General features: G+C 74.6%; 16 protein-coding genes and 1 pseudogene. 7 read left to right on the top strand and 10 right to left on the bottom strand.

The features are described from left to right. Window positions 1-112: 112 nt before the first annotated feature. Window positions 113-1516: an outer membrane protein assembly factor BamB family protein gene (locus ACFSBI_RS08765; protein ID WP_377934059.1), complete on the top strand. Its 1404-nt coding sequence runs from the start codon at window positions 113-115 to the stop codon at window positions 1514-1516. A gap of 13 nt (window positions 1517-1529) precedes the next feature. Here the strand turns inward: ACFSBI_RS08765 and ACFSBI_RS08770 are convergent, their stop codons facing one another. The 3 genes from ACFSBI_RS08770 to ACFSBI_RS08780 form a co-directional block, all read right to left on the bottom strand. Then, complete coding sequence (locus ACFSBI_RS08770) at window positions 1530-1760, bottom strand: hypothetical protein (RefSeq protein ID WP_377934061.1); 231 nt, start codon at window positions 1758-1760, stop codon at window positions 1530-1532. 185 nt (window positions 1761-1945) lie between these two features. Then, entirely contained in the window at window positions 1946-2956 is a 1011-nt protein-coding gene (locus ACFSBI_RS08775; RefSeq protein ID WP_377934062.1) for an aldo/keto reductase family protein, read from the bottom strand. 67 nt (window positions 2957-3023) lie between these two features. Then, window positions 3024-3704, bottom strand: coding sequence for a YoaK family protein (locus ACFSBI_RS08780; RefSeq protein ID WP_377934064.1), 681 nt, complete (start codon window positions 3702-3704; stop codon window positions 3024-3026). A 92-nt stretch (window positions 3705-3796) separates the two neighbouring features. Here ACFSBI_RS08780 and ACFSBI_RS08785 point away from each other — a divergent pair, with 92 nt between their 5' ends. Then, window positions 3797-4549, top strand: coding sequence for an SDR family NAD(P)-dependent oxidoreductase (locus ACFSBI_RS08785; protein ID WP_377934066.1), 753 nt, complete (start codon window positions 3797-3799; stop codon window positions 4547-4549). Window positions 4550-4628: 79 nt separating this feature from the next. Here ACFSBI_RS08785 and ACFSBI_RS08790 read toward each other — a convergent pair whose 3' ends face one another. Genes ACFSBI_RS08790 through ACFSBI_RS08820 form a run of 7 tightly spaced genes read right to left on the bottom strand, consistent with a single transcriptional unit; the run spans window position 4629 to window position 11293 of the window. Then, window positions 4629-6203 (bottom strand): xylulokinase, encoded by a 1575-nt coding sequence (locus ACFSBI_RS08790; RefSeq protein WP_377934068.1) that lies wholly within the window; start codon window positions 6201-6203, stop codon window positions 4629-4631. Between the two features lie 23 nt (window positions 6204-6226). Beyond that, entirely contained in the window at window positions 6227-6418 is a 192-nt protein-coding gene (locus ACFSBI_RS08795; protein WP_377934070.1) for a hypothetical protein, read from the bottom strand. Continuing rightward, complete coding sequence (gene araA / locus ACFSBI_RS08800; RefSeq protein ID WP_377934072.1) at window positions 6415-7926, bottom strand: L-arabinose isomerase; 1512 nt, start codon at window positions 7924-7926, stop codon at window positions 6415-6417. Before araA ends, ACFSBI_RS08795 begins: the two co-directional genes overlap by 4 nt. Window positions 7927-7931: 5 nt before the next feature. Continuing rightward, window positions 7932-8654, bottom strand: coding sequence for an L-ribulose-5-phosphate 4-epimerase (locus ACFSBI_RS08805; RefSeq protein ID WP_377934074.1), 723 nt, complete (start codon window positions 8652-8654; stop codon window positions 7932-7934). A gap of 47 nt (window positions 8655-8701) precedes the next feature. Then, on the bottom strand, window positions 8702-9685 hold the full coding sequence (locus ACFSBI_RS08810) for a LacI family DNA-binding transcriptional regulator (protein ID WP_377934076.1): 984 nt from the start codon (window positions 9683-9685) through the stop codon (window positions 8702-8704). 38 nt (window positions 9686-9723) lie between these two features. After that, window positions 9724-10554, bottom strand: coding sequence for a PPK2 family polyphosphate kinase (locus tag ACFSBI_RS08815; protein WP_377934078.1), 831 nt, complete (start codon window positions 10552-10554; stop codon window positions 9724-9726). 58 nt (window positions 10555-10612) lie between these two features. After that, window positions 10613-11293: an RraA family protein gene (locus ACFSBI_RS08820; RefSeq protein WP_377934080.1), complete on the bottom strand. Its 681-nt coding sequence runs from the start codon at window positions 11291-11293 to the stop codon at window positions 10613-10615. Window positions 11294-11347: 54 nt separating this feature from the next. On the opposite strand from ACFSBI_RS08820, the gene ACFSBI_RS08825 reads away from it, so the two are divergent. From ACFSBI_RS08825 to ACFSBI_RS08845, 5 genes and pseudogenes are all read left to right on the top strand, one after another. Next, window positions 11348-12343: an aldo/keto reductase gene (locus tag ACFSBI_RS08825; RefSeq protein ID WP_377934092.1), complete on the top strand. Its 996-nt coding sequence runs from the start codon at window positions 11348-11350 to the stop codon at window positions 12341-12343. Between the two features lie 234 nt (window positions 12344-12577). Then, window positions 12578-13795, top strand: coding sequence for a formaldehyde dehydrogenase, glutathione-independent (gene fdhA / locus ACFSBI_RS08830; RefSeq protein WP_377934082.1), 1218 nt, complete (start codon window positions 12578-12580; stop codon window positions 13793-13795). A gap of 51 nt (window positions 13796-13846) precedes the next feature. Continuing rightward, window positions 13847-14416, top strand: a complete 570-nt coding sequence (gene mobA, locus ACFSBI_RS08835; protein ID WP_377934084.1) for a molybdenum cofactor guanylyltransferase — start codon at window positions 13847-13849, stop codon at window positions 14414-14416. Beyond that, entirely contained in the window at window positions 14413-14661 is a 249-nt protein-coding gene (locus tag ACFSBI_RS08840; protein WP_377934086.1) for a DUF6457 domain-containing protein, read from the top strand. Before mobA ends, ACFSBI_RS08840 begins: the two co-directional genes overlap by 4 nt. Next, window positions 14658-14903, top strand: a pseudogene (locus ACFSBI_RS08845) (molybdopterin molybdenumtransferase MoeA); the annotation flags it as partial. The gene ACFSBI_RS08840 and the pseudogene ACFSBI_RS08845, both read left to right, overlap by 4 nt.

Raw genomic sequence — 14903 nt, forward strand, 5'->3', positions numbered from 1 at the left:
CTGTCCCGCGTCCTGAGCGCCGCCTGCAAGTGCGGCGCGAACCGCTCGAGTCCTCGCACGGACCACGGCGGACGCGCACCCCTGGTGCCGGTGCGGCGCCTACCGTGCCCCGGTGCGCGTCTCTCGGCCCCTTCTCATCACGACCGCGGCGGCGGCCCTGCTCGCCCTCACCGGCTGCAGCGCGGGCGCTCCCGCCGCACCGAGGTCCGCGTCGCCCTCCCCCGGCGCGTCTTACGACGCGACCGCCTCGTCGACCTGGCCCGGCTACCACGCCGACGACGCCCGCAGCGGAGCCGTCGGAGGCAGCGTCCGCCACGTCGCCGCGGCCTGGCAGCGGGACCTCGGCGCGGCGGTCTACGGCCAGCCGGTGGTCGCGGACGGGCTCGTCGTCGTGGGCACGGAGGCCGACCGGGTCGTGGCGCTCGACGAGCGCACCGGCGCCGTGCGCTGGAGCGCGTCCGTCGGGCGGCCGGTCACCGACGTGCAGCGGGTCGCGGGCTGCGGGAACGTCGACCCGCTCGGCATCACGAGCACGCCCGTGATCGACCCGGCCGCGCATCGCGTCTACGTCGTCGGCGAGGTGCTGTCGGGCGGCGGCGTGCAGCACCGGCTCGCCGGCTTCGACCTGCGGACCGGGCACCGCGTGCTCGACACGCGGGTCGACCCGCCGCTGCCCGCAGGCGAGCACCCGGCGCAGCTGCTGCAGCGCGCGGGGCTCGCGCTCGCGAACGGGCGGGTCTACGTCCCCTACGGCGGCAACTCGGGCGACTGCGGCAGCTACCACGGCTGGGTCGTCGGGGCGCGGACCGACGGGTCCTCGAGCCTCGAGTCGTTCGAGGTCGCGAGCGACGGCGAGGGCGGCGCGATCTGGATGTCCGGCGGCGCGCCCGCGGTCACGGCCGCGGGCGACCTGCTCGTGAGCACCGGCAACGCGAACCCCGACCCGCCGCAGGGCGGCCCGGACCCGAAGCGGTACACCGAGAGCGCGGTGCTGCTCTCCCCCGACCTGGAGCCGATCGCCTCGTTCAAGGACCGGACGGCCGGCGGCGACGAGGACCTGTCGACCGGAAACCCGGTGCTCGTGCCCGGCTCGCTCGTGCTGACGGTCGGCAAGACCGACACCGCCTACCTGCTGCGGGCGAGCGACCTGCACGAGGTCGCGGCGATCCACGGCGTCTGCGGCAGCGACCCGGACGGCGGCCCGGCGGTCGACGCGGTGACGGGGCGGGTCTTCATCCCCTGCCGCGACGGCGGGATCCAGGAGGTCGACGTGGCCGGGCGCCGGCTCGGCCCGAAGCTGGACGGTGCGAACAGCGCACCGATCCTCGTGGGCGGCACGCTCTGGGCCGCCGACTACGGCGCCGGGACCCTCACCGGCTACGACGCGACGACCGGCCGCACCCTGCAGACGGTGCGGCCGGGTGCCCTGCCGCACTTCGCGAGTCCGAGCAGCGCCGACGACCTCCTGCTCCTCGGCACGACGACGGGGGTGCGGGCCTTCCGCGCCTCGTCCTGACCGGCGGCGCCGGTCAGGCGGCGAGCGGGTCCCGCCCGAGGTGCAGCAGCCGCCAGACGGCGGCGGGCGCCACGAGCGGTGCGAGCGCGGGCTGGAGGTCGGCGCCGAGCCGGTGCCACTCGGACTCGACCGCGTCGAGGATGGCCAGCCGCGGCACCTCGGGCAGCCGCCTCGCGACGGCCTCGACGAGGTCGAGCTGCTGGGCCCAGGCGTGATCCGCGGGCACGGGGACGGGCGGCTCCATCGGGCGGACCTCCAGCGGCGTCGGTGGACGGGACCAGCATGCGTCGGGCGGGTGTGAGCGCGCACCCCACCCGCCGCCGCATGCACCATGTGCGTCGCGGACACGGCGGTGCGTGCTCGGCGGGTTCCGCCGAGCCCTCGGACGACCCGCGTCACGGGTCCGCCCGAGGGCTCGGCGGTGGAGGCTCAGGCCTCGCGCTGCTTCGGGCTCGAGTCCTCCGTGCGGGCCGGGTCGCTGATCACCGCGTCGCCGAGCACGCCGTCGATGCGCTCCATCAGTTCCGCCGGGATCGAGACGCCGGACGCCTTCGCGTTCTCGGTCACCTGCTCCGGGCGGGATGCGCCGATGATCGCGGTCGCCACGTTGTCGTTCTGCAGCGTCCACGCGACCGCCAGCTGCGCGAGCGACAGGTCCAGCTCGTCCGCGATCGGCTTCAGCTCCTGCACGCGCTCCAGCACGTCGTCCTGCATCCACCGCTGGATGAAGTTCTTCCCGCCGTTCTCGTCGGTCGCGCGGCTGCCCTCCGGCGGCTGCTCGCCCGGGCGGTACTTGCCGGTCAGCACGCCCTGGGCGATCGGCGACCAGACGACCTGCGAGATGCCGAGCTCCTCCGACGCCGGGACGACCTCGCCCTCGATGACCCGCCAGAGCATCGAGTACTGCGGCTGGTTCGAGATCAGCTGGAACCCCAGCTCCTTCGCGAGCGCGGCGCCGTCGCGCAGCTGCTGCGCGGTCCACTCCGAGACGCCGACGTAGAGGACCTTGCCCGTGCGGACCAGGTCCGCGAACGCCTGCATCGTCTCCTCGAGCGGCGTGAAGTGGTCGAAGCGGTGCGCCTGGTACAGGTCGACGTAGTCGGTGCCGAGCCGCTCGAGCGAGCCGTCGATCGACTCCATGATGTGCTTCCGGGACAGACCGACGTCGTTGTGCCCCTTGGGGCCGGTCGGCCCGAACACCTTCGTGAAGATCTCGAGCGACTGCCGGCGCTGGCCCTTCAGCGCCTCGCCCAGCACGGTCTCCGCCTTCGTGTTCGCGTACACGTCCGCCGTGTCGAACGTCGTGATGCCGACGTCGAGCGCGGCGTGGACGCTCGCGATCGCCCGCTCGTTCTCGATCTGGCTGCCCGCGGTCACCCAGTTGCCGTAGGTGATCTCCGAGATCTTGAAGCCGCTCTTGCCCAGGTACCGGTACTCCACCGTCACGCCCTCCCGCCCGGCGCCCGCCGGATCGGGACCACGCTAGGTCGCGCGCCTGGATGAGCGGTCACTCCGCGGCGCTGCGGGCCGGCGGCCCGAGACCCGACACCGCGATCAGCGCGCCGACGAGGGTGAGCGCCGGGACGAGCGGCTCGAGGGCGGGGAGGATCCGGCTCGCTCCGACGGCCAGGAGCACCCCGACCGGCAGCGCGAGCACCACGAGCAGGCGCAGGAGGCGGTCCGTGCGATCGCCGTCCGCCAGCCCGCGCATCAGGTCGGTGAGGGTGCCCGTCAGGTAGGTCGTCTGCACGCGGGTGCGGCCGAGCAGGCGCGCGGTCAGCACGGTCTGCAGCGCCGTCACCGCCGTGGCGAGCGCCACGTCCGCGAGACGGACGCCCACGGGCACCGGCGGTCGCTGCACCGCCCAGCCGGCCACCACGACCAGCTGGATCACGATCGCGGCGGCGAAGACCCGCCCGTCCCGCCCGTCGCGCGTCACGCGGAAACCCGCAAGGGTCGCGACCGCCCAGGTGGCGAGCGCGAGCAGCGCGCCGACCGCGGCCGGCCCGTAGCCCTGGCGGGACAGCAGCGTCGTGAAGACGAGGTTGCCGTTCATGTTCGCGACGAAGATGCCGCCGAGCGAGCTGAAGGCGAAGGCGTCGGCCGCGCCGGTCCCGAGCGCGAGCAGCACCAGCGCGATCGCGGCCCGCCGCCCCGTCCCGACGACCCCTCCCCGCTGCTGCGCCATGCGCCAAGGGTCCCCTTCGCGGCTGCCCGGCAGCCGTGGATGCGCGCGGCGCATGATGCGACGGCGGGTGCACGCCCGGACGAGGAGGATCGATGGTCGACAGGTTCAAGGACAGGGTGGCGTTCGTGACGGGCGCGGGCTCCGGCATCGGCGCGGCGATCGCGCGCGGGCTGGCGGCGGAGGGCGCCGTGGTGGTCGGCGCCGACCTCGACGGCGACCGCCTGCACAACGTCTCCCGCCGCGTCGAGGTCTCCGGGGGCCGCTTCGTCGAGGTCGTGCTCGACGTCACCGACCCGGCCGCCATCGAGGCCGCCATCGCCGAGACGGTCGAGCGGCGCGGCGGCCTGCACCTCGCCGTGAACAACGCCGGCATCGGCGGCCCGCACGGGCTCGCGCAGGACGTCGCGGTCGAGGACTGGCGGCGCGTGATCGAGGTCGACCTGAACGCGGTCTTCTACGGGCTGAAGCACGAGACCGCGGCGATGTCCGCGTCGGGCGGCGGCTCGATCGTGAACGTGTCGAGCATGCTCGGGCTCACGGGCGACGGCGACGCGCTGCCGTTCACCGCCGCGAAGCACGGCGTCACGGGGCTGACGAAGGCGGCCGCCGCGGCGTACGCGCCGCACGGGATCCGCGTGAACTCCGTGCACCCGGGCTGGACGGACACCGCGCTGCCGACCCACACCACGAGCGAGGAGCGGGTGCAGCTGCGGCAGCGCAACCCGATGGGCCGGCTCGGCACCCCGGAGGAGTCGGCCGCGGTCGTCCTCTTCCTGCTCTCGGACGACGCGGCCTTCGTCACGGGCGCGCAGTACGCGGTGGACGGCGGCTACACCGCGGTCTGACCCCCGCCGCGCCCGCGCGCGGGCCCGTTGCGGACATCCGGGTGCGCCGTGGCGCGCCCGGATGTCCGCAAGGGACCCGTCAGAGGGCTGTGACCGCCGCGCGCTCGAGGGCGAGCCCCGCCTCGTAGCGGTCCAGGTACGCCGCGAAGCCGCGGACGTCCGCCTCCTCGGGTCGGGTGGTGCGGAAGTCGGCGCCCGCGAACACCCGGTCGGCGAGGAACGTGCGCAGATCGGTCTCCGCGCCGGAGGCCGCGTACGCGGCGAGCACCGCCATGCCCCAGGCGCCGCCCTCCGCCGCGGTCTCCCCCGTGACGACGGGGACGTCGAGCGCGCCGGCGAGGAAGCGCTCGGCGAGCCCCTGCGTGCGGAACAGCCCCCCGTGCGCGAGCAGGCGGTCGACCCGCACGCCCTCGCCCGCGAGCACCCGCATGCCGAGCGCGAGCGTGCCGAAGACGCCGTGCACCTGCGCCCGCATCAGGTTCGCGAGCGTGAGGCGGCTGTCGGGCGTGCGGACGACGAGCGGGCGCCCCTCGTCGAGCCCCGCGACGGGCTCGCCGGAGAGCAGGTTGTAGGCGAGCACGCCGCCGGCGTCCGCCTCCCCCGCGGCCGCCTCGCGGAACAGCACCTCGAAGACGCGGTCGGCGTCGAGCGGCGTGCCCGCGGCCTCGGCGAAGCGGCGGAACATCGCGGCCCAGGCGCCCAGCTCGCTGGCGCCGTTGTTGCAGTGGACCATCGCGACCGGATCACCGGCGGGCGTCGTGACGAGGTCGATCTCGTGGTGCACCGAACTCAGCGGTCCCTCGAGCACCACCATCGCGAAGACGCTGGTGCCGACGCTGACGTTGCCCTCGCGCGGCCCGACGGAGTCGGTCGCGACCATGCCCGTGCCCGCGTCGCCCTCGGGCGGCGCCGCGACCGCGCCGGCGGTCAGCACCCCGGAGGGGTCGAGCAGCTCGGCGCCGTCCTCCGTCAGGGTCCCGGCCGCGCGGCCGGCGGGCAGGACCGCGGGCAGCAGCTCGGCCAGCGGCGGCACGCGACCGTCCGCGAGCGCGTCGAAGCGGGCGAGCAGGTCCTCGTCGTAGGCGCCGTCGCGGATCGGGAACATGCCGGAGGCGTCGCCGACGCCCAGCACGTCCTCCCCCGTCAGCAGCCGGTGCACGTGCCCGGCGAGCGTCGTGATCGACGCGACCCGGCCGACGTGCTCCTCGCCGTCGAGCACCGCCTGGTACAGGTGCGCGACCGACCAGCGCATCGGGATGTTCACCCCGAACGCCTCCGTCAGCTCGGCGGCGGCGCGCCCCGTGCTCGTGTTGCGCCAGGTGCGGAACGGCACGAGCAGCTCGCCGTCCGCGTCGAAGGCGAGGTAGCCGTGCATCATCGCCGAGACGCCGACGCCGGCGAGGGACTCGAGCGTCACGCCGTGGCGGTGCTCCACGTCCTCCGCGAGGTCCGCGTAGGCGTGCTGCAGCCCGGCGGTCACGTCGTCGAGCGAGTACGTCCACAGCCGGTCGACGAAGCGGTTCTCCCAGTCGGCGGCGCCGGTGGCGAGCACGGTGCGGGCGTCCTCGGCGATCAGGCACGCCTTGATCCGGGTCGAGCCCAGCTCGATGCCGAGCACGGCCCGGCCCGACGAGATCACGTCTGCGGCGTCCATGCCGCCTCCTTCTGCGTATCGGCTCACGCCGCGGACGGGTCGCGCAGCCGCTGCAGCGCCGAGGGCGCGACCAGCGGGCGCAGGTGCGGCTCGCTCGCGGCCCGCAGCCGCTCCCACTCGAGCTCCACGGCCTCGAGGATGGTGATCCTCGGCACGTCGGGCAACCGCCGCGCCACCCGCTCGACCAGGCCGAGCAGGTCGTCGTGGGCGCTCACAGCCCGCGCGCGAGGCGGTGGTAGGCGGCGTTCCAGCGCACCTCGCGCTCGAACCCGCGGACGGTCGTGTCCTCGTCGATCACGAGCAGCTCGGTCTCGGTCATCGTCGCGAAGGCCTCCCACACGTCCACGCCGACCGCCGTCGTCATGACTGTGTGGTGCGCGGCACCGGCGGTCAGCCAGCAGGTGGCGGAGGTGGTGAAGTCCGGCTGCGGCTTCCACACCGCGCGGCCGACGGGCAGCTTCGGCAGCGCCTCCGGCGGCGTCACGACGTCGACGACGTTCGCGACGAGGCGGAAGCGGTCGCGCACGTCGCTCATCGCGACGACGACGGCGGGGCCGGCGTCCGCGTTGAAGACGAGCCGCACCGGGTCGTCCTTGCCGCCGATGCCGAGCGGGTGCACCTCGAGGCTCGGCCTCGCCGTCGTCAGCGAGGGGCTGACCTCGAGCATGTGCGCGCCGAGGATCAGCTGCTGACCGGGCTGCAGGTCGTAGGTGTAGTCCTCCATGAGGCTCGCGCCGCCGGGCAGGCCCGCGCCCATCACGTTCGCGATGCGCACGAGCGCCGCGGTCTTCCAGTCGCCCTCGGCGCCGAAGCCGTAGCCCTCGGCCATCAGCCGCTGCACGGCGAGGCCCGGCAGCTGCTTCAGCGCGCCGAGGTCCTCGAAGTTCGTGGTGAAGGCGCCGAAGCCGCCCTCCTCGAGGAAGGAGCGGAGGCCCAGCTCGATCGCGGCGCCGTCGCGCAGGGACTGCCGGCGCTCGCCGCCCTCCTGCAGCTCGGGGACCACGTCGTACAGCCGGTCGTACTCGGCGACGAGCGCGTCGACGTCCCCGTCCGGGACTCCCGCGACGCGGTCCGCGAGCTCGTTGACGCCCCAGGTGTTGACCTGCATGCCGAAGCGGATCTCCGCCTCGGTCTTGTCGCCCTCCGTGACGGCGACGAAGCGCATGTTGTCGCCGAAGCGGGCGAGCCTCAGCGTGCGGGCCGCCGTGCGACCGGCGGCGGCGCGCTGCCAGACCTCGACCTTCGCGCGGACGGCCGGGTCGGAGACGTGGCCGACCACGGTGGTGCGCGGCACGCCCATCCGCGACTCGATGTACCCGAACTCGCGGTCGCCGTGCGCGGCCTGGTTCAGGTTCATGAAGTCGAAGTCGATCTCGCTCCACGGCAGCGCGACGTTCGCCTGCGTGTGCAGGTGCAGCAGCGGCCTCTGCAGGGCGGTGAGCCCGCCGATCCACATCTTCGCGGGGCTGAAGGTGTGCATCCAGGCGATGACGCCGATGACCGAGTCGTCGCTGTTCGCCTCGAGCATCGCCCGGCGGATCGCGTCGGCGTCGGTCAGGACCGGCTGCCAGTCGATGCGCACGGGCACGCCCGCGGCGAGCTCGTCGGCGATCCCGCGCGACTGGTCGGCGACCTGGGCGAGCGTCTCGGGGCCGTACAGGTGCTGGCTGCCGGTGAGGAACAGGACGCGGTAGGAGTCGAGGGTGGTGTCGAGCGCGGGCATGGTTCCTACTCCGGGGTCTTCTCGAACCGGGCGTCGGTCGACTGCCCGTAGACGTTCTGGTAGCGGTCGAACAGGGCGTCGATCGACTCCTGCGGGATCGGGACGAGGTCGCCCAGCTCGCGCGCGACGTGCACGCTGCGCGCGACGTCCTCCACCATCACGGCGGCCTTCACCGCGTCCTTCGCGTCCTTGCCGATGGTGAAGGGACCGTGGTTCGCCATGAGGACGGCGCGGCTGCGGTGGCCCGACAGCGTCTGCACGATGCCGCGGCCGATCGAGTCGTCGCCGATGATCGCGAAGGGTCCCACGGGGATCGGGCCGCCGAACTCGTCCGCCATCGCGGTGAGCACGCACGGGATCTCCTCGTTCCGCGCCGCCCAGGCGCAGGCGTAAGTGGAGTGCGTGTGCACGACGCCGCCGACCCGGGGCATGTGGCGGTAGACGTACGCGTGCGCCGCGGTGTCGGACGACGGGCTGCGCTCGCTGCCGGCGGTGCCCTCGATCACGGCGCCGTCGAGGTCGCAGAGGATCATGTTCTCGGGGGCGAGGTCGTCGTACGAGACGCCGGAGGGCTTGATCACGAACAGGTCCGCGCCGGGCACGCGCCCGGAGACGTTGCCACCGGTCCACACGATCAGCCCGTAGCGGACCAGCTCGGCGTGCAGCGCGGCGACGTCGTCCCTTGTGCGGGCGATCGCGTCCTCGATCTCGGGGCTGAACTCGGCCACAGGCGTCCTCGTCGACTCGGGAGAAGTGAGCGCTCACACGATAGCGGTCAGCGCGGCGGTGCGGTGGAGTCGCGGACGACGAGTCGCGGAGCGGCGAGCGCGGGCGGCGTCTCGCCGCCCGCGACCAGCCGCTCCACCTCGCCGAGCAGGGCGCGCCCCAGCGCCGCGAAGTCCTGTCCCACGGTGGTCAGCGCGGGGGTGAAGAACGCGGCCTCGGGGATGTCGTCGAAGCCGACGACGCTCACGTCCTCGGGCACCCGCAGGCCGCTGCGGTGGAGGGCGTGCAGCAGCCCGAGCGCCATCTGGTCGTTCGCGCAGAATACGGCGGTCGCGCCGGCGTCGCGCAGCGCCTCGGCGGCTGCGGCGCCGCTCGCGGCGCTCCAGTCGCCCCGCACCAGCGGTCCGGGCTCCACGCCCGCCTCGGCGAGCGCGGCCCGCCAGCCGTCCTCGCGGTCCGCGGCGTCCGCCCAGTGCGCCGGGCCGGCGAGCAGCGCGACCCGCCGGTGGCCGAGATCCGTGAGGTGTCGCGTCGCGGCGACGGCGCCGGCGCGCTGATCCAGCGCGACGCCCGCGAAGCCGTCGTCCCCGCCGCCCGCCATGACGAAGGGCACGTCCCGGTCCGGCACCTGCAGGGTCGCCGCCCGCACCTCCGGCGTCGGCGCGACGACGACGACCGCCTGCACGTCGCGGGAGCGCAGCGCCGCGACCGCCTCCGGCAGGTCGGCGCCGTCCGGGTCCTCCAGGGCCTCGATGCTGACGTCCCAGCCGGCCCCGCGGGCGGCGGCGTTGAAGCCCTGCGCGGTGCTGGAGGGCCCGTAGTACGGCTGACCGACCGTGATCATGCCGAGGGTGCGGGTGCGCCGGCTCGCGAGCGCGCGCGCGGCGGCGCTCGGCCGGTAGCGCAGCTCGCGCACCGCCTGCTCCACGCGCTCCCGCAGCGGCGCGCCGACGGTCGGGTCGCCCTTCAGCACCCGGGAGACCGTCTGGTGGCTCACCTGCGCGGCGCGCGCCACGTCGAAGATCGTCGCCACGGGCGCGAGCCTAGGGCGCGGGGCCTCGTCGGACCCGGTCAGTGGGGCGGCTGCAGCCGTTCCCGCATCGCGTCGATGTCGATGCTCGGCTGCGGGTAGGCCGGCGCCAGCTCGACGAGCGTCTCCCGCAGCAGCTCCGCCACCGCCCAGTTCCGGTACTTCTTGTGGTCCGCGGGCACGACGTACCAGGGGGCGGCGGCCGTGCTGCACCGCTCGAGCACGGCGCTGTAGGCGACGCGGTACTCGTCCCAGAGCGCGCGCTCGTCGACGTCGCCCGGGTTGAACTTCCAGTGCTTGTCGGGGCGGCGGAGGCGGCGCAGCAGGCGCTCGCGCTGAACGTCGTACGAGACGTTCAGGAAGACCTTCACGATCGTCGTGCCGTCGTCGACCAGCTCCTGCTCGAACGCGTTGATCGCGTCGTAGCGCGGCTCCCACTCGGACTGCGGCACGAGGTCGTGCACCCGCACCACCAGCACGTCCTCGTAGTGGCTGCGGTCGAAGACGCCGATCATGCCGGGCTCGGGCAGCCGCTTGCGGATGCGCCAGAGGAAGTCGTGGGCGAGCTCCTCCTCCGTCGGCTTCTTGAAGGCGGAGTACTGCACGCCGATCGGCCCGAGCTCGCCGACGGCGTGCTTCACGACGCCGCCCTTGCCGGCGGTGTCCATGCCCTGCAGGACCAGCAGCACGCGGCGGCGGCCGCCCTGGGTCGACTCGGCCCACAGGCGCTCCTGCAGGTCCTGCAGCCGGTCGTCGTGCGCGTGGCGGTCGCCCGGCTCGAGGGGCTTCGCACCCGGGTCGAAGCCGGAGAGGCTGACGGGGCCGGGCGGCACCGCGAGCGCCTGCCGCAGGGAGGGCGTGTCCTCGCTCATGGGCGAGACCCTAGGCCGCGGCCCTCGGAGCGCGCCCGCGCCGCCACCGGCCGGGCGGTCACTCCTCGACCGCCGCGCCGAGCGAGCGGAGGTGCTGCCGGAAGGTGGTGCCGCGCTCGGCCCGGTCGCGCAGGTAGCGGGCGAACTCGGTCTGCTCCCGCAGGGTGCGCCCCTCGCGCATCCGCGCCGCCTGCGCGGCCTCGGTGTCGCGGACGACCGCGGCGAGCGCGGCGAGCTTCGCCGCCTCCGCGGCCGGGGCGACGAGCACGCCGTCGTCGTCCGCGATCACCACGTCGCGATCGTCGGTGCGCCAGGGGCCGACGCGCGCGTCGCGGTGGCTCCCGGCGGCCCGCGCCCGCTCGGGCCCGTTCGGCAGCGCGCCCAGGCTGAACACGGGCAGGCCGATCCGCCGCAGCGCCGCGGAGTCGCGATGGCAGCCCCAGATCACGATCCCGGCGATCCCCGCGGCCTGCGCCTCCAGCGCGACGAGGTCCCCGACGCACGCCTCGTCCCGGCGGCCGCCGTCGTCGACGACCAGGACGTCGCCCGGCTCGGCCCGCTCGAACGCCTCCAGGAACACGTCGACGCTGCCGCTGTGCCGGGCCGGCAGCACGTGCCCCGCGATCCGCACGCCGGGGGCGACGGGTGCGAGCGCGGCGGTGCGCAGCGGCAGCCCGAGCCGCACGCAGGCGTCCGCCACGTGCGCAGCGGCGAGGTCGGGGAAGGGGTCTGCGGCCATGGTCGATCCTGACGCACAGCGAGCGGTCGCGACGATGGAGCCATGAGCGACACGATGACGACGCGCACGCTGGGCCGGACCGGGCGGGAGGTCTCCGCCGTCGGCCTCGGCACCTGGCAGCTCGGCGGCGGCTGGGGCGAGGTCTCCGACGAGGACGCGAGGTCGGTCCTCGACGCCTCCGCCGAGGCCGGCGTGACGCTCTTCGACACGGCCGACGTGTACGGCGACGGCCTCAGCGAGCGGCGGATCGGCGCCTGGCTGGACGCGAACCCCGGCAGCGGGGTGACCGTCGCGACGAAGATGGGCCGGCGCGTCGACCAGGTGCCGTCGAACTACGTCCTGCCCCACTTCCGCGAGTGGACCGACCGCTCGCGGAAGAACCTGGGCCAGGAGACGCTCGACCTCGTGCAGCTGCACTGCCCGCCGACCGCGGTGTTCGAGGACGACGCGGTGTTCGACGCGCTCGACACCCTCGTCGACGAGGGCGCGATCGCGGCCTACGGCGTCTCGGTCGAGGAGGCGCAGCAGGCCCTGACCGCGATCGCCCGGCCGCGGGTGGCGTCGGTGCAGATCATCCTGAACGCCTTCCGGCTGAAGCCGCTCGACCGGGTGCTGCCGGCGGCGCAGGAGGCCGGGGTCGGCATCCTCGCGCGCGTGCCGCTCGCCTCCGGGCTGCTGTCCGGCAAGTACGACGAGTCGACCGAGTTCGGCGCCGACGACCACCGCAGCTTCAACCGGCACGGCGAGGCCTTCGACCAGGGCGAGACGTTCTCCGGGGTCGACTACTCGGAGGGCGTGCGGGCGGCGCAGGAGTTCTCCCGGCTCGTCGCCGAGCACGGCCCCGACGGCGCGAGCCCCGCGCAGGCCGCGATCGCCTGGGCGGCGCAGCTGCCCGGCGTGACGAGCGTGATCCCGGGCGCGCGGAACACGAGGCAGGCGGAGTCGAACGCGGCGGCCGGCCGGCTCCCCGAGTTGTCGGACGCCTTCACGGACGGCGTGCGCGGCATCTACGACGAGCACTTCCGCGCGGCGATCCACGACCGCTGGTGATTCCGTTTCGAAGGTGATCCGGCGCAGCCGGATCACCTTCGAAACGGAACTTCGAGTGCTGCAGGTCCGATGGTGGTCCTCGATCCACCTCACGGCCTGCTCCGAGCACCGCTGCCTACCGTCCGGAACGCGCCTCGACGACGAGCGCCGATCCCCCTTCGACCGACGCACCGCCGCCTCCGGGCGCCCGGCCGGCGACCGTCCGGCCGGCTTCCACGCGGGAGGAGGAGCGGCATGGCCGACAACAGAGCAGTGGCGTACAAAGGACCGGGCGAGGTCGAGGTCATCGACATCCCCTACCCCGACTTCCAGCTGCACGACGGCCCCGGGGTCAACCCGGCGAACGTCGGCCGCAAGGTGAACCACGGCGCGATCCTGAGGACCGTGTCGACGAACATCTGCGGATCCGACCAGCACATGGTCCGGGGCCGCACGACGGCGCCGCACGACCTGGTGCTCGGGCACGAGATCACCGGCGAGGTCGTCGAGGTCGGCCGCGACGTCGAGTTCATCCAGGTGGGCGACATCGTCTCCGTGCCGTTCAACATCGCCTGCGGGCGGTGCCGCAACTGCAAGGAGGGCAAGACCGGCATCTGCCTGAACGTGAACCCCGATCGCCCGGGCAGCGCCTACGGCTACGTCGACATGGGCGGCTGGGTCGGCGGGCAGGCGGAGTACGTGCTCGTGCCGTACGCGGACTGGAACCTGCTGAAGTTCCCCGACCGCGACCAGGCGCTCGAGAAGATCCTCGACCTGACGATGCTGTCCGACATCTTCCCGACCGGGTTCCACGGGGCCTACACGGCGAAGGTCGGCCCGGGATCGACGGTCTACATCGCGGGCGCGGGGCCGGTCGGGCTCGCCGCCGCGGTCGGCTCGCAGCTGCTCGGCGCGGCGGTCGTGATCGTCGGCGACATGAACGCGGAGCGGCTGCAGCAGGCGAGGTCCTTCGGCTGCGAGACCGTCGACCTGACGAAGGGCGACCCGCAGGACCAGATCGAGCAGATCCTGGGCGTCCCGGAGGTGGACAGCGCGGTCGATGCGGTCGGGTTCGAGGCGCGCGGCCACGGCAAGGACGCGGGCGAGGCGCCCGCGACCGTGCTGAACAGCCTGATGGGCCTCACGGCCGCCGGCGGGGCGATGGGCATCCCGGGCCTCTACGTCACCGGCGACCCGGGCGGCGTCGACGAGGCCGCCAAGGAGGGCTCGCTCTCGCTGCGCCTCGGCCTCGGCTGGGCGAAGTCGCTGTCCTTCACGACGGGCCAGTGCCCGGTGATGAAGTACAACCGGCAGCTGATGATGGCGATCCTCTACGACAAGGTGCAGATCGCGAAGGCCGTGAACGCGACGCCGATCCCCCTCGAGGACGCGCCCCGCGGGTACCAGGAGTTCGACGCGGGCGCCGCGAAGAAGTACGTCCTGAACCCGAACGGCTACATCAAGGCCGCCTGACCCTTCATCTTGTAGGCGTTCTTCGGCGCGCGGCCGAAGAATGCCTACAAGATGGAACTCGGGGCGGTGGTGCTGGCGGGCGGTCGCGGCTCGCGGATGGGCGGCGCCGACAAGGCGTCGCTCGTCGCGGACGGCGCGACCCTGCTGGAACGCGCGCTCGAGGCCCTGGCCGACGTCGACGTGGTCGTCGTAGGGCCGCCGCGACCGGGCGTGCGCACGGTGCGCGAGGCCCCCTCCTTCGCCGGTCCCGCCGCCGCCGCGGTGACGGGTCTCGCCGCCCTGCCGGACGCGGAGGACGTGCTGCTGCTGGCGATCGACGTCCCGGGCCTGCCGGCAGCGGTGCCCCTCCTGCGCGCCGCGGAGGGCGGACCGGACGGCGTGGTCGCCGTCGACGAGGGCGGCCGCGACCAGTGGCTGCTCGGGCGGTACCGCGCCGGCGCCCTCCGGGAGGCGGCCGCGGCGCTCGGCGACCCGACCGGCGCGCCGCTGCGCGCGCTCCTCGGGCGGCTGCGACTCGGGCGGCTGGCGCTGCCGTCCGCCCTCACGGCGGACGTGGATACGCTCGACGACGCCGAGGCCGCGGGCGTCGCGCCGCCGGTACGACGTGAGGAGCACGGGTGAGCGACGACGTGGGCGCGAGGCTCGACGCCTGGTGGACGACGCTGACCGAGGCGCTCGGCGTCACCGACGTCCCCGAGGTGCGCGAGGCGATCCTCGGGCTCGCGGGCGAGGCGGCGCACGGCGTGGTCCGGCCCGCGGCGCCGCTGACCACCTTCCTCGCGGGCTACGCGGCCGGGCGCGCGGGCGGTTCCGCCGGTGACGTCGCCGCGGCGATCGAGCTGCCGCGCGAGGCGATCCGGGCGTGACGGAGCCGGGCTGGGACGCCGCCCGCGCGATCGCCCGCGAGCAGCACCCGCTCCCCGTCGTCGAGGTCCCCCTCGCCGCGGCCGTCGGCGCGGTCCTCGCCGAAGACGCGACGGCCGTGGCGCCCGTGCCGCACTACGACTCCGCCGCGATGGACGGCTGGGCGGTCGCCGGCCCGCCGCCGTGGCGCGTCGGCGCGACGCCCGCCGCCCGCGGCGCGGTCGAGGTCGTGGCCGGCGGGCTC

It is taken from the genome of Amnibacterium endophyticum (assembly GCF_042680685.1).
GTDB lineage: Bacteria > Actinomycetota > Actinomycetes > Actinomycetales > Microbacteriaceae > Amnibacterium > Amnibacterium endophyticum.